This window comes from Rathayibacter sp. AY1F3 (assembly GCF_002931975.1).
Classification (GTDB): Bacteria; Actinomycetota; Actinomycetes; order Actinomycetales; family Microbacteriaceae; genus Rathayibacter.
The window spans coordinates 40,183-58,514 of the sequence record NZ_PSVF01000001.1; the positions used below are offsets into that span (position 1 = coordinate 40,183).

The following is an 18,332-nucleotide window of genomic DNA, read 5'->3' on the forward strand; positions in this document are numbered from 1 at the left end:
GCGGTCCGTCGCCCGGCGGAGGCCGAGAGCTTGGAGTTCCATGCCCAGCAAAGCTGTGGATCGCGCGCGCGCGATCGCCGACGAGCCGTTCCAGATCGCCGGCACCACGTCGGCCGTCGGCGGCGGCTCGGGCGGCTTCGTCGCCTCCCTCGCCGAGATCCTGCGGCACCGCGAGCTGCTCCGCCTGCTCGTGGGGCGCGAGCTGAAGTCGCGCTACAAGGACAGCAGCCTGGGCTTCGTCTGGAGCCTCGTCCGGCCGCTGATCATGCTCCTCATCTACTACGTGGCGATCGGCCAGATCCTCGGGGCCTCTCGCGGCGTCCCGAACTTCGCGATCTTCGTCTTCTCGGGGCTCACCCTCTGGGGCCTGTTCAGCGAGATCGTGACCGCGGGCACCACGTCGATCCTCGGCAACGGCGGACTGATCAAGAAGGTGTACCTGCCGCGGGAGATCTTCCCGGTGGCGGCCATCGGCTCGGCCCTGTTCAACTTCGGCGTGCAGTTCGTCGTCCTGATCGCGGGAGCCGTCCTCACGGGCTCGCTGATCTTCGGCGTCCAGCTCCTCTACATCGTGCCCGCGCTGGCGATCGTGCTCGTGTACGGCCTCGCGCTGGCCCTGGCCCTCTCGGCCCTCAACGTCTACCTCCGCGACGTCCAGTTCCTCGTCGAGGTCGGGCTGCAGATCTTCTTCTGGCTCTCCCCCATCGTCTACGCGTGGAACTTCGTCGTCGCCGCCTCCACAGGAGCGGGCCACGGCTGGGCCGAGCAGCTCTACCTCATCAACCCGATCTCGAACGCGATCCTCGCCTTCCAGCGCGCGATCTGGGGAGACGGCTCGCGCGTCAGCATCATCGACGGCAACGAGATCGCCCCCCAGGTGTGGCCGCCGGACATGGAGCTGCGCCTTCTCATCGTCCTCGTCGTCGGGCTGGTGTTCGTGTGGATCGGCCACCGGATCTTCCGCCGCCTCGAGGGCAACTTCGCCCAGGAGATCTGATCGTGACCCTCACCAGCAAGCAGGAGTCCGTGCCCGCCTCCTCCGGCACCCCGACCGTCGTCCGGGTGCGCAACGCCTCCAAGCGCTTCGTCATCCGCAAGGACAAGTCGTTCAAGGAGCGGATCGTCAACTTCGGCCGCGGGCGCAAGCACCGCGACGAGTTCTGGGCGCTCCGCGACGTCGACCTCGAGATCCCCCTGGGCTCGACCGTCGGCCTCATCGGCGCGAACGGCTCGGGCAAGAGCACGCTCCTCAAGCTCATCGGCGGCATCGTGCAGCCGACGACCGGCACCGTGGAGCGCCGCGGGCGCCTCGCCGCGCTCCTCGAGCTCGGAGCGGGCTTCCACCCCGACCTCACCGGGCGCGAGAACGTCTACCTCAACGGCGCGATCCTCGGACTCTCGCGCAGCGAGCTGGACAGCAAGTTCGACTCGATCGTCGACTTCTCCGAGATCGCCGAGTTCATCGACACCCAGGTCAAGTTCTACTCGTCGGGCATGTACGTGCGGCTCGCCTTCGCGATCGCGATCCACACCGATCCCGACCTGCTGCTGGTCGACGAGGTGCTCGCCGTCGGCGACGAGCCGTTCCAGCGCAAGTGCATGGACCGCATCCGCGCCTTCCAGCGCGCGGGCAAGACCATCGTGCTGGTCACCCACTCGCTCGAGCAGGTCGGCGAGCTCTGCGACCGCACCATCGTCCTCGAGAAGGGCACCGTCGTCTTCGACGGCGAGACCTCCGAGGGGCTCCAGGTCCTCCGCGAGAGCTTCGAGGACCGTCGGGCCGCCCGCCAGGAGCGCGAGGCCGAGGCCGCCGAGGCTGCGGACGAGCCCGCCCCCCAGCTCATCGAGATCCTGGGCTGCCGACTGCGCGGCGGATCCATCGAGCACGGCGGCACGGTCGTCCGCAGCGGCGAGACCCTCGAGTTCGACGTCACGGTGCGCACCAGCCGCCCGGTCGACGACTGGAACATCGGCATGGGCATCGACACGCCCCTCGGCCAGCGCGTCTTCGGGACGAACACCGAGCGCATCGGCACGCCGCTGAGCGCGGTCGACGGAGAGATGACGGTCACGTTCACCCTCCCCGATCTGCACCTCGGCGCCGGCAACTACGCCGTGCACGCCTCCTCGGCCACCTTCTCGCAGGGCGAGACCATGCGGATCCCGGTCGCCGCGACCTTCACGGTCGAGCGGGCCTCCGTGCACGACGGCGTCGTCGACATCGACTCCACCGTCCGCCTCAGCAGGCCGTGACCGCGCGGCGCCGCCGCCTCCTGGTCGACGCGACCGCCCTCGCGGCGCCGCGCCTGACCGGGGTCGGCCGCGTCCTGCTCGGCCTGCTGCACGCGCTGGACACCGACGCGACCGCCGCAGAGGTCGAGGTGCTCCTCGTCGTGCCGGCGAGCGAGGCGGGCTCGATCGAGCGCTTCGGCTTCCGTACGCTGCGCGTCCGACCGGTGCCGCTGCCCCGGCCGGTGTGGAGCGCACTGACCCGAGTGCCCGCGCCGGGGATCGACCTCCTGCTCGGCCGCGGCGCCTACTTCTTCCCGAACTTCCGGAGCTGGCCGCTCGCCCGCTCCCGCTCGCTCACCTTCGTGCACGACGTCTGCTTCGCTGTGATGCCCGAGCTCGTTCCGCGCGAGCGCCGAGAGCTGTTGTCGCGGTCCGTGCCCCGGTGGATCCGGCGCAGCGACCTGGTCCTGACCGGCACCCCGTCCTCCGCGGCCGAGGTCGAGAGCGCTCTGGGCGTCGATTCGGCGCGCGTCCGCGTGCTGCCGACCACGATCGACGCCGACCTCTTCCACGCCCGCGGCGAGGAGGAGGTGGCGCGGGTCCGCGCGGAGCACGGGCTCGGGTCCTACCTGCTCTTCGTCGGATCGATCGAGCGCCGCAAGAACCTCGTCACCCTGGTGGACGCGTACCGGCAGGCCGAGCGGCCGGAGAACCACACCCTGCTCCTGGTCGGCGGGGACGGCTGGGACAACGAGGACGTCCACTCCGCCGTCGCCCGCGCGGTCGCCGCAGGAGCCGACGTGCGCTTCGCCTCCTCCTACGTCGCCGACGAGGATCTGCCGGCCCTGCTCACGGGCGCCGACGCCGTCGCCATGCCCTCCTGGCACGAGGGCTTCGGCCTGCCCGCCCTCGAGGCCGTCGCCTGCGGCACTCCGGTGCTCGCGGCAGACATCCCCGGCCTCCGCGACGCGCTCGCCGGGCGGGAGTCCGCCGCCGTCTTCATCGACCCTGCGGACCGCGCCGGGTGGTCGGCCGCGATCGGAGAGGCGCTGCGCCGTCCCCGGCGACTCGCACCGGGGCCCATCCCGGGGTGGGACCGCACCGCCCGGCGCCTGCTCGAGCTGGCCTTCGACGACCGCTGATCAGCGCCGGGTCGTGAACAGCAGCCAGCGCCCGGAGGCGGAGGCGACCTCGGGCTCGACGTCCCCCGTCGCCGCCTCGACGTAGGCCCGCCAGCCGTCGGGGTCGTCGGTGTAGCCGGCGGTGTCCACGTAGACGGCGCAGGCGCCGCTGCCCGCCACGGCGTCGGCGAACTCCGCGGGGTCGTCGACGTCGCCCCAGACGTCCCAGCCGTAGGTGCCCTCCACCGCCCCGTAGCTCCAGCGGAGGCGTCCCTCCTCGGTCGCGAGGTAGGGCAGTGCCTCGTCGTAGTCGGAGAGCGCTCCGATCCGCCCGCTGTCGGGGAAGCTCTTCAGGGGGAGCTCCACCACTCCGCAGCCGTCGTCCAGCTGCGCGTCGGCCTCCGACACGAACGAGCGCATCTCGGAGTCGTCGGTGGGAGCGATCGGCACCGCGGCCGATACTCCGGCCAGCTGATCGACCACGGCGACGGCGGCGAGCAGCGCCGCCACGAGGATCCGGACACCGCCACGGGCCGTGATCCGATCGAGCAGGAGCGCGAGCACGCCGAGGACGAGGACCGCGATGACGATCGACATCCGCGCCCACGCACGGATCGTCGGCCCCGCCACCAGCGAGACCACGACGCCCAGGCCCGTCACCGTGTAGAAGAGGAGCGCGGCCAGTGTCGCCACGGCGAGGACGCGCACGCGGGCGTCCGAGAAGAACCGGCCGACCGCGGTCGCACGGAGCGCCCGTCCGCCGCCGAGCGCGGTGATCGGGAGCGCCACGAGCGTGATCAGGAGCGCGACGCTGGCGAGGATCGAGAACCCGGGCGGCTCCGTCGTCGGCGCCACGCCGGACTGGCCCGCGTAGGTGTTCAGCAGGCCGTACCCCTGCGGCAGCCCGGTCCCCGACCAGGGCAGGCCCAGCAGCACGAGCTTGCCGGCGTAGGCCTCCGACTCCCCCACGGTCCGCGACGTGAAGTACGGGCTGTAGCGCTCCCCGAAGTCGAGCGAGAGCAGCAGCAGCGAGAGCCCGACGAACACGCCGAGCGCGAGGATCGGCACCGACGAGACCGCGAGCACGCGCAGCCGCTCGCGGGAGAGGAGCCCGGCGGCCGTGCTCACCGCCCAGGTCGCTCCGAGGACCAGGACCGCGAAGACGTAGTAGTAGCCGCCCGTGCTCGCCACCAGGAGCCCGAGCACGACTCCCGGGACGACGGAGCGCAGTACGCGGCTCCTCCGCGTCGCGCCCCGCTCGGACCAGGCTCGGAGAGGATCGGTGCGCGGTCCGGCGACCATCAGCACCATCACGCCCAGGAGCGGGATCGCCCAGTAGTTGGCGAGGAACGCGTGGCCGAACCCGATCCGGAGGAAGTGGTACGGCAGCAGCGACAGCAGGACCGCGGAGAACGCCGCGACCCAGGGCCGCGTGCGGAGGGCGCGGAAGAACACGTAGCCGGTGACGGCGACCGTCGCGAACGTGCCCAGGTAGAAGACGTTCAGGAGCGTCGTCCCGTCGCGCACCACGAGGGCCAGGACCGAGACGGCGAGGGCGGAGGCGACGTCGAACTGCGCGCTGAAGAAGGCGTTGAACCCGTCGGGGAAGCCGAGCGCCGCGTTGCCGTCGAACGGGAACGCCTGCGTGGCGCTGGTGAAGAGCGTGTAGTGCAGGATCTGGTCGTCGCCGCCCACGGTCCAGCGGGCCGTCAGGTCCTGCGGCCCGATCCCGAGCGCGAGCACGGCGGCGACGACCGAGACGAGGGCGGCGACGAGGGCCCATCCGAGCTCGACGAGCGTCCGGCGCCGCCGACTCGCCGTCCGCGGGCCGCGCACGTCAGTAGCCGCGCTCACGGCGCTGCTCCTCCACGCTGGTCTGGACGATCCGGTTCAGCTCGGTCTCGCCGTCGGTGCCCGCGTAGTCGTAGATGTCGAACCCCCCGCAGGCGACGATATCGGAGGGAGCGCCGAGCGTCCCGCGCGCGAGCCCCGCCCAGTCGGGAGAGCGGTCGGCCAGCACGAAGCTGTACTGCCGGTCGCGGTAGTCGCTCAGGTTGTTCATCCACAGCTGCACCGTGAAGTCGAAGTTGACCTGCTGGACGTGCAGCGAGGCCGGCCCGTAGAGGTCCAGGGGCCGCGTGGACCAGAACGAGCCGACGCCCGCGAGCTCGCGGCCGTCGATCCAGCGCTCCAGGCAGTCGGCGTCCGGGTCCGATCGCGCCTCGGCCGCCGCGGAGGCGACCGCCGCCGTGGCCGGCACGGCGGCGACGACGAGGCCTGCGGCGGCCAGCGGAGCGACGACGCGGACGACCGGCGCCAGCCGCGCGCCCGCAGCACGCCGGTGCGCCGCCGCGGCGCCGATCAGGGCGATCACGACCACGGTCGCGGTCACCGGGATCGGCATCAGGTAGCGGCTGACCGAGCTGCCGGTGAAGACCTGCACCACCAGGAGCACCGCCGTCTGCGCCGGCAGGAACGCGCACACCGCGAAGCGCGCACGGGCCGCCTCGTCGAGGGCGGCTCCCCGCGCCAGTCGGGCGGCACCGGCCACGACGACGGCGAGGGCCGCCAGCAGCAGCAGACCCAGCAGCGCCACCTCGAGCTTGCCGATCAGCGGCGCCTTCAGCACCAGGAACTGCACGATCAGGTCGTCCAGTGCCGTCCCGGCGAGCGGCAGCCGGATGTACCCGCCGGCGTCGGTCCCGATCAGGAAGCCGAGCGGGACCCGCAGCGCGGCTCCGAGCGCGGCGGCCCCGAGGACCGTGCCCGCGACGATCAGGACCGCTCGGGGAGCAGCGAGAGCGAGCACCAGCAGCACGACGAGGACCACCAGCAGGGGGCCGACGAACTGCACCAGGAGGAGCGGATCGGAGAGGGTCGTCGCGGCGACGGCCGCCCCGACCAGGAGCAGCGGACGCGCGGCCGGACGGCGCTCGCGCAGTGCGCCCAGAGCGACGGCGAGCCCGGCGAGGCCTGTGAGCACCGCGCCGTAGTAGTAGGTCGTGAGGAGGAAGGTGGTCGCCAGGGCCCCCTCGTTGTTGAGCGCGCGGCCCTCCGTCAGGCAGAACACCAGCAGCACGGCGATGCCGGCGAGCGCGGCGGCGGGCCGCAGCCGGCGGTGCCGGTCCGCGACGAGCCGACGCGCGAGCATCCGGAGCACGCCGTAGAGGAGGACGACGTTGAGCACGGCGTTGACCGCGAGCGCCGCCGCGGGATCGCCACCGGTCAGCAGCCACGCGACGCCGAAGACGGGGAGCTCGGGGAAGAGGAAGAGCTGGCTCGTCATCACCCACGCCGCCGGGCGGCCCTCGGCGAAGGACTGCAGGATCAGCGGCAGCGCCAGCGAGTCGCCGTCGCGGAAGAGCAGCGGCCGCCACGGCGTGCCGACCATGAATCCGAGCACGAGCAGGGTCCCGCTGACGACGACGGCGAGGGCGGCGAGCTCGAGGAGGGCCCTCCGGGTCCGAGGGGATCCCGTCGGACCCGCCGTCACCGGTGCTTCCCGCCGAACCGGATGGCCAGGACGAGCAGGAGGTTCTTCAGGAGGGTGTCGCTCGGGATCTTGGAGTTGCCGACCGTGCGGTCGAGGAAGACGATCGGGATCTCCTTCACTCCGCGGGCCCGGCGCAGGGCCCGGTACTTGAGCACGATCTGGAAGCCGTAGCCGGCTGCGCGGATCGTCTCGAGGTGGAGGGTGCGCAGGAGGTCCGCGCTGAAGAGGTTGAAGCCGCCGGTCCAGTCGGTGATCTTCGAGCCGAGGAAGAGGCGCGTGTAGAGGTTGCCGCCACCGCTCAGCAGCTTGCGGTCGAGCGTCCAGTCGGGAGTGCCACCGCCCGCGATGTAGCGGGAGGCGACCACGAAGTCGGCGCCCGCGCGCACCTCGCGGAGGAAGGCGTCGATGTAGTCCGGGTCGTGCGAGAGGTCGGCGTCCATCTGCAGCAGGTAGTCGTAGCGGCGCTCGGCCGCGAGGAGGTGCTGGAAAGCCCAGATGTACGCCGCGCCGAGCCCCTCCTTCTTCTCGCGCGAGAGCACGAGGACCTCGAAGGTGTCGGATCCGAGCTCGGCCGCGAGCTCGCGCGCGCGGTCCGCGGTGCCGTCGGGGGAGCTGTCGTCGATGACGGCGACGGTCACGTGGAAGTCGGGGTTGCGGGACGCCGCGAGCGCGACCCGCGGCAGCGCCGTCGCGATGTTCGCGACTTCGTTGTAGGTGGGGACGACGACGGCGAGGGAGCGCATGAGGCGGGGAGGATCCGTTCTTCCGGTGCACCGGCTGACCGGTGAGAGCCCTGCGAGTATAACGAGGCGGTGCTCGCGAGCCTCCGAGCGCGCCCCGCGGCCCGCCGCCCCGCCCGCGCACTCTCTCAGGAACATGGCACCGGCCGTTCGACCGCCCGGCAGGGGTCCACGGTTACGATGGACGACAGTGCACGGCGGTTCACCCCTTGTTCGCCTGCCCCGATGGACGCCCGTCGGAGCCCGACGGTCGGGCATCGACGCCAGAGGGGGACGGGAAAGAGCACCGCAGATGAAGAGACTCCTCGAATCGCAGAAGGTCCGCTTCCTCATCGCGGGCTGCACCAACACGGCGATCGACTTCCTCATCCTCAACACGCTCGTGCTCCTGCTCGGTCTGCCGACCCTCGTCGCCAACGTCTTCTCCGTCCTGGTCGGCATCACGATCTCGTACGCGCTGAACCACTTCTTCGTCTTCCGCCACCCGGGCAGGGTCTCGGTCGCCACGTTCGCGAAGTTCTTCCTCGTCACCGGGTTCAGCTCGCTGGTCCTGCAGTCGGCGATCATCTACGGCTTCGAGGTCTTCTTCGACACCCGCTTCGGCAACTCGCTGCTCTTCCTCCCCAGCTCCGGCGAGAACGCCTTCCTCGCGATCAACATCGCCAAGGCCGTCGCCGTCCTCGTGGGACTGGTGTGGAACTTCTGCATGTACAAGTTCGTCGTCTTCCGCCGTCCGGCGCACGATGCGCTGCCCGCGATCGAGACGGTCTCCCCCGCCGCCGTGGCCGTCAGCACCGAGCCCGTCGACATCGTCCGCTGAGGGCCGCAGGCTCCCGGGCCCCGCTCGAGCCGCGTGCTAGCCTCGTCGAGTTCTTCCGACGGGGCACTCCTCCCGTCGACGCCGCACCACCCGGAGGCTCCCATCGCCCGCTCGACGTTGCCCATCGCGGTCGTCGTCGTCACCCACTTCTCGGGTGAGGTCCTCCGCGCGTGCCTCGAGTCCGTGCCGGAGGCGACGGAGCACGACGTGCGCATCGTGGTGGTCGACAACCTGACAACGGACGACTCCGTCCGCAGCGTCGTCGAGCGCCTGCCCCACGTCGAGTTCCACGAGACCGGGCAGAACCTCGGCTACGGCCGGGCCGTCAACTACGCGGTCGACCGCCTCGGGCCCGAGGTCGAGTGGATCCTGGTGACCAACCCGGACACGGTCTTCCTCCCCGGCTCGATCGACGCCCTCTACGCCGCCGCGACGGCGGACGACCGGATCGGCTCGATCGGGCCGCGGATCCTCGACTCCGACGGCACGATCTACCCCTCCGCCCGCGCTCTGCCCTCGCTCGGCACGGGCGTCGGGCACGCCGTCTTCGCCCACGTCTGGCCCGGCAACCCGTGGTCGGCGACCTACCGGCGCTCGCGCGCGGTCGAGACCCTCCGCCACGGCCGGATGGAGGCGGGCTGGCTCTCCGGCGCCTGCGTGATGGTGCGCCGCACGGCCTTCGAGGAGATCGGCGGGTTCGACGACCGCTACTTCATGTACTTCGAGGACGTCCAGCTGGGCGACTCGCTCGGACAGCGCGGGTGGACCAACGTCTACCTCGCCGACGCGGTCGTCTCCCACCTCGGCGGGCACTCCACCCGCCTGGCCTCGGCGCGGATGCTCGCGGTCCACCACCGCAGCGCCTACCTCTACCTCGCGCAGAAGTACGGCGCCTGGTACCAGGCGCCGATCCGTGCGGCGGTGCGCGCCGGGCTGGGCGCCCGGGTCGCGCTGATGCGCCTGCGCTCGAAGAGCTGATCCGGTCCGGTCGGGCGTGCCGCCTGGCCGGCGCCGGGCGGCCCGTCCGACCGGATCGGCGGTCAGGACGCGGAGTCGAGCTCCGTGTAGAAGGCCCGCGCCTCGTCCCAGGTCGGCAGCAGGCCCTGCGCCTGGGCCTCGGCCAGCGTCGGTGCGTCGGTGTCCTTCGGTGAGAGGAGCAGCTCGCCGGCCTCCTCCGGGAAGCGCAGGCCGATCTGCTCGTCGAGCGGGTCGATCCCCTTCTCCCGCACCGGGTCGAAGGTGGCGTTCACGAGGTACGAGACCACGGCGCCCTCGGTCAGCGCCACGAAGGCGTGCGCGACCCCCTCGGCGATGTAGACGGAGCGGCGGTCGACGTCGTCGAGCAGGATCGACTCCCAGCGCCCGAAGGTCGGCGACCCGACGCGCACGTCGATCACGTAGTCGAGGACCGCGCCGGAGAAGCACGAGACGTACTTGGCCTGCGACGGCGGGATCTGCGCGAAGTGGATGCCGCGGACGGTGCCGCGCCGCGAGACGGAGGTGTTGCCCTGCCGCAGCGAGAGCGGGTGCCCGACCTTCTCGGCCAGGCGGTCGAAGCGGTAGAACTCGTAGAAGACCCCGCGATCGTCGGGGAACTGGCGCGGAGTCACTTCGTAGACGTCGGGGATGTCGAGCTCTCGGATCTGCACGGTCGCCAGTGTAACGACGGCGTGTCACGGGCCCGCGACGCCTCTCTGCGCCACCCGGCGGCGTGCCGGAGCGCCGACCGTCGGCCGACGGACCGCTCGGGCATGATGAGGAGGTGACCTTCCTCATCACGGGCGCCTCCGGCATGCTCGGCACCGACCTGCGCGCGGCCCTCGGCTCCCGCCCCAGCACCGCCCTCGGCCGCTCCGACCTCGACGTGACCGACCTCGACGCCGTGCGCGCCGCCGTCGCGGGACACGACGCCGTGGTGAACTGCGCCGCGTACACCCGCGTCGACGACGCCGAGACCGACGAGGAGGAGGCGCACCGCGTCAACGCCGTCGGAGCGCGCAACCTCGCCCTCGCCACCGCCGAGACGGGAGCCGCACTCGTGCAGGTCTCCACCGACTACGTCTTCGACGGCTCCGCGACGACCCCCTACTCCGAGAACCACCCCCGGAACCCGATCTCGGCCTACGGCCGCACGAAGGCCGAGGGCGAGCGCCTGGTGCTCGAGGCCAACCCGGAGCGCGGCTACGTCGTCCGCACGGCCTGGCTCTACGGCGAGCACGGCGGCAACTTCGCGAAGACGATGGTGCGACTGGCGGGCGCGCACGAGACGCTGACCGTGGTCGACGACCAGCACGGCCAGCCCACCTGGACCGCCGACCTCGCCGCGCGCCTGATCGAGCTGGTCGACGCGGAGGCCCCGGCCGGCGTCTACCACGGCACCAGCTCCGGCGAGACGACCTGGCTCGGCTTCGCCCGTGCCGTCTTCGCCAAGGCGGGCCTGGATCCCGAGCGCCTGCGCCCGACCGACAGCGGCTCGTTCGTCCGCCCCGCTCCGCGTCCGGCCTACTCGGTCCTCGGCCACGACGGCTGGAGCCGGGCGGGCCTGCCGCCGCTGCGCTCCTGGCAGGACGCGCTCGCCGCCGCACCCCTCGAGGCGGTGACCCCGTGACCACCACTCTCCGCGTCGTCGTCGACCAGATGCTCGCCCGCGTGCCCGGCGGCATCGGCCGCTACACCGAGGAGCTCACCCGCGAGCTGATCGCGACGGCTCCCCGCGACTGCGAGGTGGAGGCCGTCGTCTCCGCCCACCCGCCCGAGAAGGAGGAGGAGCTGCGCCTGCGCCTGCCCGGCCTCGCGCGCATCCACCGGCTGCCGCTCGGGCGCCGCGAGCTCTCGCGCGCCTGGCAGTACGGGATCGCCATCCCGGCCGGCGGCGGCATGATCCACGCCCCGAGCCTCTTCGCACCGCTGCGCAGCCACGACGGGAGCGAGGGCGAGCAGATCGCCGTCACGATCCACGACACGGTGCCGTGGACGCATCCCGAGACTCTCACCCCCCACGGCGCGAAGTGGCACCGGGCGATGGCCAAGCGCGCCCGCAAGCACGCGGACGCCGTCGTCGTCCCCACTCACGCGGTCGCCCACCAGCTCTCCCAGCTGATGGACTTCGGCGATCGACTGCGCGTGATCGGCGGAGCCGTCGGCTCCGGTCTGGTCGTCCCGGAGGACGCCGACGAGCGCGCCACGGCGCTGGGCCTCCCCCCGGAGTACGTGCTGAGCGTCGGCACGTTGGAGCCGCGCAAGGGCCTGGTCTCGCTGATCGCGGCCTTCGGAGGAGCGTCCGCGCCGGCGATCCCGCTGCTCCTGGTCGGCCCGACCGGCTGGGGCGACCTCGACGTGGCCTCCGTCGCCGACGAGCAGGGCCTCGACGACACGCGCGTGCGCGCCCTGGGAGTCCTCAGCGACGCCGACCTCGCCGTCGTCCTCTCCCGGGCCACCCTCTTCGTCTACCCGAGCATCGCTGAGGGCTTCGGCCTGCCCGTGCTCGAGGCGATGCACTTCGGAGTGCCGGTGGTGCACTCCGACGACCCCGCGCTGATGGAGGTCGCCGCGGACGCCGGCGTCGCCGTCGAGCGCGGCGACGCGAAGGACTACCCGGACCGCCTCGCCCTCGCCCTGAGCAGCGTGCTCGCCGACACCGGTCTGCGCGAGCGGATGTCGGTGGCCGGCCGCGACCGCTCCCGAGCCTTCAGCTGGCGCGACTCCGCCGAGCGCGTCTGGGCGCTGCACGCCGACCTCTGAGGCGTGCGGCCCCCGGCCGTCTACGGCGCGGAGTCGCCCGACAGTCCGGCACTCACCAGCGAGTGCACGACGTCGTAGTCCGGGTCCTCCGGGTCGACGGCCGGCGGGACCAGCTCGATCGGATCCACCGGCTGCGACTTCGTCTTGAGCCCCAGCTGGACGAAGTAGCCGAGCATTCCCTGCGGGACGTCCGTCTTGATGACCTGGGACCCGGCGGACGCGACGTCCTGGAACTTGGCGAGGACGTTGCCCGGCTCGAACTGGGCGAGCAGCGCCTCCTGCACCTGCCGCTGGCGCGCCATCCGGTCGTAGTCGCTCGTGGTGTAGCGCGAGCGGGCGTAGGCGAGGGCCTGCTCGCCGTTGAAGTGCCAGTGCCCGGGATCGATCCACTGGTTGACGCCCTGCATCACGCCGTCGGAGTCGGGCAGCCCGCCCAGGGGCAGCGGCTCGTCGGCCACGTAGTCGATGTCGATGCCGCCGAGCGCGTCGATCAGCTGGGCGAAGCCCTCCATGTCGATCAGCGCGTAGTACTGGATCCTCAGGTCGAGGATGCCCTCGACCGCGTCGCGCATCGCCTCGATGCCGGGCTCGCTGCCGTGGTCGACGGCGTCGGGGTAGAGCTCAGGGTGCTTCAGCTCGACCTCGGTGTAGACCGAGTTGAGCTTGCAGACGTCGACGGCGCAGTTGTCGGTGTCGTAGCCGTCGGGGTAGAGCTCGTGCATCGGGCTGGTCTCGGGGAACGGGAAGTCGACGAACTCGCGCGAGACGCCGATGATCGAGGCCTTGCCGCTCGACGCGTCGATGCTGACCACCGAGATGCTGTCGGGGCGCAGACCGTCGCGGTCCTCTCCCGCGTCGCCGCCGAGGAGCATCACGTTGTAGCGGCCGTCGATCGGCTGCTCGATCGCTCCGCCGCCGAAGATCGACGACAGCGTCCCCCGTGTCACGCCGAGCAGGTAGGTGCCGTAGGCGGTGGTGCCGACCGAGACCGCCATCAGCGCGATCGTCGCGAACGCGAGCACGCCGCGCATCCGCGGGCGCACCCGGACGACGCGGATCAGGCGGAGGGTGTCGAGCGTCAGCACGGCCCAGACCACCCCGTAGACGACGAGCGCGGCCTGGAGCGCGAGCATCGAGACGTCGAAGGTCGCGAGCGTGTAAAGGCCGGTCGGGAAGACGAAGTAGAGGAGCACCGCGACCAGGAGGGCGACCCAGAGCCCGAGGGTGAAGCCGAGCCCCAGGCGCCCGAGCCGGCGGTTGCCCGCGAGGACCTGAGCGGACCCGGGCACCAGCAGGTTGACGATCAGCAGCCACCACGCCCGCCGCGTCATGAAGGCGCGGGAGGCGACGTCCGGATGCCGCAGCGGCAGGGCGACGGCCGTCACAGGCCCGCCACCAGGGCGTCGTTCTTCGCGGCTACCTGCACCTCGAGGTCGGCGGCGAAGGCGTCGAGCGCTGCGGAGAGGGCGTCGTCCGCGGTCGCGAGGATCTTCACCGCGAGCAGTCCGGCGTTCCGCGCTCCGCCGATGGAGACGGTGGCGACGGGGACGCCCGCGGGCATCTGCACGATCGAGAGGAGGGAGTCGAGCCCGTCGAGTCGGGCGAGCGGGACCGGCACTCCGACGACGGGGAGCGAGGTCACGGCGGCGAGCATGCCGGGGAGGTGGGCGGCTCCGCCCGCTCCGGCGATGACGACCTTCAGGCCGCGGCCGCGGGCCTCGCGGCCGTACGCGATCATCGCCTCCGGGGTGCGGTGCGCGGAGACGACCCGGACCTCGTGCGCCACGCCGAACTCGGCGAGGACGGTGGACGCCGCCTGCATGACGGACCAGTCCGAGTCCGAGCCCATCACGACGCCGACGAGCGGCGCGGGCCCGTTCACGAGCGCGTCCGCGCTCACGAGAGGGCTCCGGCAGGGGTCGGGGAGGTCGGCAGGCTCGTCACGGCGACCATCGTACGGGTCAGTCCGTGAGAACGGCCGCCGCCGCGCGAGCCTCGTAGACCACGAGGTCGAGGTCGTCGCCGGTGGCGTTCACGTGCCCGACCTTGCGGCCCGGTCGCGGCTCCTTGCCGTAGTTGTGCACCTTCACGCCCGGGTGATCGGCGAGCACCCGCGGATAGCGGTCGGTCAGCGACTCCCCCACCGGGCCGCCGAGCACGTTGACCATCACGGTCCACGGATCGCGGCAGCCCGTCGCGCCGAGCGGCAGGTCGAGGACCGCGCGCAGGTGCTGCTCGAACTGCGACGTTGTCGATCCGTCCATCGTCCAGTGGCCGCTGTTGTGCGGGCGCATGGCCAGCTCGTTGACCAGGATCCGGTCGTCCGTCGTCTCGAACAGCTCGACGGCCAGGACGCCGGTGACCCCGAGGCTGTCGGCGATCGTCTGCGCGATCTCGGCCGCGGCTGATGCGAGCCGGCCGGCGGACGCGGGGGCCGGAGCGATCACCTCGGCGCAGACGCCGTCGCGCTGCACCGACTCCACCACCGGCCAGAGGATGCTCTCGCCGGAGGGACGCCGGGCGACGAGCTGCGCGAGCTCGCGGCGGAAGCCCACCAGCTCCTCGACCAGGAGCGAGCCGCCCCGGCCGTCCTCGGCGAGGGCGGTGAACCAGTCGTCCGCCTCGTGGGCGCCGCGCACCACGCGCACGCCCTTGCCGTCGTAGCCGCCGCGCGCGGTCTTCACCACGGCGCTGCCGCCGTGCTCGGCCAGGAACTCCCCCAGCTCCTCGGCGGAGGAGACCTCGGCCCACTCGGGCACGGGCACGCCGAGCTCGGTCAGGCGGCGCCGCATCATCAGCTTGTCCTGGGCGAACAGCAGGGCGTCGGGGCCGGGGTGCACGGCGACGCCGCGGGCGACGAGCTCGCGGAGGATCGGCTGGGGAACGTGCTCGTGGTCGAACGTCACCACGTCCACGGTCTCGGCGAAGGCGAGCACGGTCGCCTCGTCGCGGTAGTCGCCGACCCGGGTCGCGGCGAGCCCCGCCGGGGCGCCCTCGCTCTCGGCGAGCACGGCGATCTCGATGCCGAGCTCCACCGCCGCGGGGATCATCATCCGGGCGAGCTGGCCGCCCCCGATCACGCCGACGCGCATGGCGCTCCTCCGTCTCCGCCCGCTGGCGCGGGGCGGCTCCATGCTACCGAGGCCCCGACGCGCTCACGCGGGCGGCGGCCACTCCGGCTCGAGAGCGGGAGCCGCGCCGATCGCCTCCCGCAGCAGGTCGGCTGTGAGCTCCGGATCCGGCAGGTCCCGCAGCACGAACACCTCGGCTCCCGCCTGCAGGATCCGGACGTCGCCGCACCGGGCGAGGCGCTGGCCGAGGGAGCGCTCGACCGCGACCTCCATCCTCCGATCGAAGACCACCTCGGCCCGCCGGATCGACGCCACGCCCCGGCGCGCGCTGAGGCCGGAGGCGGTGACGCGGTAGCGCACGCTCGCCCAGCCCGCGATCCCGGGAGCGCAGAGGAGAAGCACCAGAAGTGCGGTGCCGAGCCCGATGATCCAGCGCTGCAGGGCGAGCTCGAACTGCGCGGCGAAGTAGAAGCCCGTCCAGGTGAGCAGGAGGAGGCCGACGACCGGTGCGACCGCCCGGCGGGCGCGCGGGGTCAGCCGCGCCAGCTCGCGGTCGGCGGGGTCGGTCCTGGCCATCAGGAGCGCAGGTGCGTGACGTCGCCGGCCGGGAACGAGCGCAGCGCACCGCCCTGCTCGAGCAGGAGCGAGCCGTCCGGGGCGAGTGCGGAGGCGGTCCCCTCCTCCTGCGTGCCGTCGGGCAGTTCGAGACGGACGCGCGTGCCGAGGGTGCCGCAGGAGGCGCGGACGGCGGCGGCCGCTCCGGAGGCCTCGGCGTCGCCCTGGGCGAGCAGCGGAGCCAGCAGCCCCTGGAATTCGGTCAGGAACGCGGCGAGCACCTCGTCGGCGCTCGTCGTCCGTGCTCCGGCGAGGGCGAGCGAGGTGGCGGTCGGGACCGGCAGCTCCGCCTCCGTCAGCAGCAGGTTCACGCCGGTGCCGACGACGACCCGCCCGTCCGGCAGGCGCTCGGCGAGGACCCCCGCGACCTTCCGGCCGTCGATCAGGACGTCGTTGGGCCACTTGACGGCGACGTCCCCGTCGACGAGGGGTGCGAGGGCCCGGGCGAGAGCGGCGCCGGCCACGAGCGGCAGCCAGCCGGAGGCCTCGGCGCCGAGGGCGGAGGCGTCGACCAGAGTCGAGGCCGCGAGCGTGCGGCCCGCGGGCGCCTGCCAGACGCGCCCCAGCCGGCCGCGCCCGGAGCGCTGGTCGCCGGTGGCGACGACGGAGAGGTGCGGCCACGCGGCGGGGTCGGCGGCCGCCCGCTCGCGGAGCTCGTCGTTCGTCGACCCCGCCGACTCGAGCGCGAGGACGCGGGGGGAGACGGCGGAGGAGAGCGGGAGGAGCATGCCGCCACGGTAGCGGCGGCTCCCGCGAGGCCGCTCCGAGCGCCGCTCGCGACGTCCCGCCCTTGTCCGGATCCTCCCGTTCGGAGCGGCCCTCCCTGTGCGAGTGCGACAAGAGGAGGCGTCCGCCCCGCCGGTAGGGTGAGCGGGTGACCGCGAACACCGAACGTCCCGCGCCCGATCTGTACACGACCGCGGGGAAGATCGCGGACCTCAGGAACCGCTACCACGAGGCCGTCACGGCCAGTGGTGAGGCGGCGATCGAGAAGCAGCACGCCAAGGGCAAGATGACCGCACGGGAGCGGATCGACACCCTCCTCGACCCGGGCTCGTTCGTCGAGCTGGACGAGTTCGTGCGCCACCGCACCCACGCCTTCGGCATGGAGAAGAAGCGCCCCTACGGCGACGCCGTCGTCACCGGGACCGGCACCATCCACGGCCGCCAAGTCGCCGTGTACTCGCAGGACTTCACGATCTTCGGCGGCTCGCTCGGCGAGGTGGCCGGCGAGAAGATCATCAAGGTGATGGACCTCGCCCTGAAGACCGGCGTCCCGATCATCGGCATCCTCGACTCCGGCGGAGCACGGATCCAGGAGGGCGTGGTCGCCCTCGGCAAGTACGGCGAGATCTTCCGCCGCAACACCGCGGCGAGCGGCGTGATCCCCCAGATCTCGATCATCTGCGGCCCTGCCGCGGGAGGCGCGGTCTACTCCCCCGCCCTGACCGACTTCGTGATCATGGTCGACAAGACCAGCCAGATGTTCGTCACCGGGCCCGACGTGATCAAGACCGTCACCGGCGAGGACGTCGGCATGGAGGAGCTCGGCGGTGCGCTGACCCACAACAAGATCTCGGGCGTCTCGCACTACCTCGCGAGCGACGAGAACGACGCGCTCGACTACGCGCGGACGCTCCTCTCCTTCCTCCCGGACAACAACCTGTCGCCTGTCCCCGTCTTCGAGACCGAGGTCGACCTCGAGACGACCGACGCGGACCGTTTCCTCGACACGGTCATCCCGGACAGCCCGAACCAGCCGTACGACATGCGCGCGGTCATCGAGCACATCGTCGACGAGGGCGACTTCCTCGAGGTGCAGCCGCTGTTCGCGCCGAACATCGTGATCGGCTTCGGCCGCGTCGAGGGCCGCTCCGTCGGCATCATCGCGAACCAGCCGAGCGCCATGGCGGGCACGCTGAACATCGAGGCGGGCGAGAAGGCGTCCCGCTTCGTCCGCTTCTGCGACGCGTTCTCGCTGCCGATCCTGACCCTGGTCGACGTCCCGGGCTACCTGCCCGGCACCGACCAGGAGTGGACCGGCGTCATCCGCCGCGGCGCGAAGCTGCTCTACGCCTACGCCGAGGCGACCGTGCCGCTGGTCACGGTCATCCTGCGCAAGGCGTACGGCGGCGCGTACATCGTGATGGGGTCCAAGCAGCTGGGAGCCGACATCAACCTCGCGTGGCCCACCGCCGAGATCGCCGTCATGGGCGGCCAGGGCGCGGTGAACATCCTCTACCGCAACGAGATCCGCAAGGCGGAGGAGGCCGGCGAGGACGTCGCAGCCGTCCGGACGCGCCTGGCGAACGAGTACACCTACAACGTCGCGAGCCCGTTCCTCGCGGCCGAGCGCGGCGAGCTCGACGGCGTGATCGAGCCCTCGGCGACGCGTGTCTCCGTCATCAAGGCGCTGCGGGCGCTGCGCACCAAGCGCGCCAACCTGCCCGCGAAGAAGCACGGCAACATCCCGCTCTGACCCGGCTCGCTCGGACGCCG

The 18,332-nt window shown here is 72.3% G+C and carries 17 protein-coding genes; 8 read left to right on the top strand and 9 right to left on the bottom strand.

What is annotated here, in order from left to right:
• The first annotated feature begins 40 nt into the window (after window positions 1–40).
• From C5C39_RS00175 to C5C39_RS00185, 3 genes are read left to right on the top strand one after another with little or no spacing between them, the layout of a single operon-like run.
• Complete coding sequence (locus C5C39_RS00175; RefSeq protein WP_104223153.1) at window positions 41–997, top strand: ABC transporter permease; 957 nt, start codon at window positions 41–43, stop codon at window positions 995–997.
• A gap of 2 nt (window positions 998–999) precedes the next feature.
• On the top strand, window positions 1,000–2,253 hold the full coding sequence (locus C5C39_RS00180) for an ABC transporter ATP-binding protein (protein ID WP_244229465.1): 1,254 nt from the start codon (window positions 1,000–1,002) through the stop codon (window positions 2,251–2,253).
• A complete protein-coding gene (locus tag C5C39_RS00185) occupies window positions 2,250–3,374 on the top strand; it encodes a glycosyltransferase family 1 protein (protein WP_104352388.1) in 1,125 nt (374 codons plus the stop codon). Before C5C39_RS00180 ends, C5C39_RS00185 begins: the two co-directional genes overlap by 4 nt.
• Here the strand turns inward: C5C39_RS00185 and C5C39_RS00190 are convergent, their stop codons facing one another.
• Genes C5C39_RS00190 through C5C39_RS00200 form a run of 3 tightly spaced genes read right to left on the bottom strand, consistent with a single transcriptional unit; the run spans window position 3,375 to window position 7,589 of the window.
• Window positions 3,375–5,207, bottom strand: coding sequence for a hypothetical protein (locus C5C39_RS00190; protein ID WP_146083857.1), 1,833 nt, complete (start codon window positions 5,205–5,207; stop codon window positions 3,375–3,377). It lies immediately after the preceding gene.
• Window positions 5,191–6,846: a hypothetical protein gene (locus tag C5C39_RS00195; RefSeq protein ID WP_104352390.1), complete on the bottom strand. Its 1,656-nt coding sequence runs from the start codon at window positions 6,844–6,846 to the stop codon at window positions 5,191–5,193. Before C5C39_RS00195 ends, C5C39_RS00190 begins: the two co-directional genes overlap by 17 nt.
• Window positions 6,843–7,589, bottom strand: coding sequence for a polyprenol monophosphomannose synthase (locus tag C5C39_RS00200; protein WP_104223157.1), 747 nt, complete (start codon window positions 7,587–7,589; stop codon window positions 6,843–6,845). The genes C5C39_RS00195 and C5C39_RS00200 overlap by 4 nt, the downstream gene beginning before the upstream one ends.
• Before the next feature lie 289 nt (window positions 7,590–7,878).
• Between C5C39_RS00200 and C5C39_RS00205 the strand changes: the two genes are divergently transcribed.
• Together C5C39_RS00205 and C5C39_RS00210 are read left to right on the top strand one after the other, a co-directional pair.
• Window positions 7,879–8,406, top strand: coding sequence for a GtrA family protein (locus C5C39_RS00205; RefSeq protein WP_104223158.1), 528 nt, complete (start codon window positions 7,879–7,881; stop codon window positions 8,404–8,406).
• Window positions 8,407–8,523: 117 nt separating this feature from the next.
• A complete protein-coding gene (locus tag C5C39_RS00210) occupies window positions 8,524–9,384 on the top strand; it encodes a glycosyltransferase family 2 protein (protein ID WP_258061235.1) in 861 nt (286 codons plus the stop codon).
• A gap of 62 nt (window positions 9,385–9,446) precedes the next feature.
• Here C5C39_RS00210 and C5C39_RS00215 read toward each other — a convergent pair whose 3' ends face one another.
• A complete protein-coding gene (locus C5C39_RS00215) occupies window positions 9,447–10,055 on the bottom strand; it encodes a dTDP-4-dehydrorhamnose 3,5-epimerase family protein (RefSeq protein ID WP_104329169.1) in 609 nt (202 codons plus the stop codon).
• A 113-nt stretch (window positions 10,056–10,168) separates the two neighbouring features.
• Between C5C39_RS00215 and rfbD the strand changes: the two genes are divergently transcribed.
• Window positions 10,169–11,014 carry a dTDP-4-dehydrorhamnose reductase gene (rfbD, locus tag C5C39_RS00220; protein WP_104345379.1) on the top strand — a complete coding sequence of 282 codons (846 nt, stop codon included), beginning with the start codon at window positions 10,169–10,171 and terminating at the stop codon, window positions 11,012–11,014.
• Window positions 11,011–12,147: a glycosyltransferase family 1 protein gene (locus C5C39_RS00225; protein WP_258075746.1), complete on the top strand. Its 1,137-nt coding sequence runs from the start codon at window positions 11,011–11,013 to the stop codon at window positions 12,145–12,147. Before rfbD ends, C5C39_RS00225 begins: the two co-directional genes overlap by 4 nt.
• Before the next feature lie 20 nt (window positions 12,148–12,167).
• On the opposite strand, the gene C5C39_RS00230 is transcribed toward C5C39_RS00225, so the two are convergent.
• The 5 genes from C5C39_RS00230 to C5C39_RS00250 all read right to left on the bottom strand — a co-directional run bounded on the left by C5C39_RS00230 (window position 12,168) and on the right by C5C39_RS00250 (window position 16,561).
• A complete protein-coding gene (locus C5C39_RS00230) occupies window positions 12,168–13,532 on the bottom strand; it encodes an LCP family protein (protein ID WP_244230602.1) in 1,365 nt (454 codons plus the stop codon).
• Window positions 13,529–13,996: a 5-(carboxyamino)imidazole ribonucleotide mutase gene (gene purE, locus C5C39_RS00235; RefSeq protein ID WP_104225651.1), complete on the bottom strand. Its 468-nt coding sequence runs from the start codon at window positions 13,994–13,996 to the stop codon at window positions 13,529–13,531. The genes C5C39_RS00230 and purE overlap by 4 nt, the downstream gene beginning before the upstream one ends.
• A 112-nt stretch (window positions 13,997–14,108) precedes the next feature.
• Window positions 14,109–15,239 (bottom strand): 5-(carboxyamino)imidazole ribonucleotide synthase, encoded by a 1,131-nt coding sequence (locus tag C5C39_RS00240; protein ID WP_104260500.1) that lies wholly within the window; start codon window positions 15,237–15,239, stop codon window positions 14,109–14,111.
• 63 nt (window positions 15,240–15,302) lie between these two features.
• Window positions 15,303–15,794 (bottom strand): PH domain-containing protein, encoded by a 492-nt coding sequence (locus C5C39_RS00245; RefSeq protein ID WP_104272571.1) that lies wholly within the window; start codon window positions 15,792–15,794, stop codon window positions 15,303–15,305.
• The gene (locus C5C39_RS00250; RefSeq protein WP_104352391.1) at window positions 15,794–16,561 is read right to left on the bottom strand and encodes a biotin--[acetyl-CoA-carboxylase] ligase; all 768 of its coding nucleotides are present in this window, start codon (window positions 16,559–16,561) and stop codon (window positions 15,794–15,796) included. Before C5C39_RS00250 ends, C5C39_RS00245 begins: the two co-directional genes overlap by 1 nt.
• Before the next feature lie 146 nt (window positions 16,562–16,707).
• Between C5C39_RS00250 and C5C39_RS00255 the strand changes: the two genes are divergently transcribed.
• A complete protein-coding gene (locus C5C39_RS00255) occupies window positions 16,708–18,312 on the top strand; it encodes an acyl-CoA carboxylase subunit beta (RefSeq protein ID WP_104223164.1) in 1,605 nt (534 codons plus the stop codon).
• The last annotated feature ends 20 nt before the right edge of the window (window positions 18,313–18,332 follow it).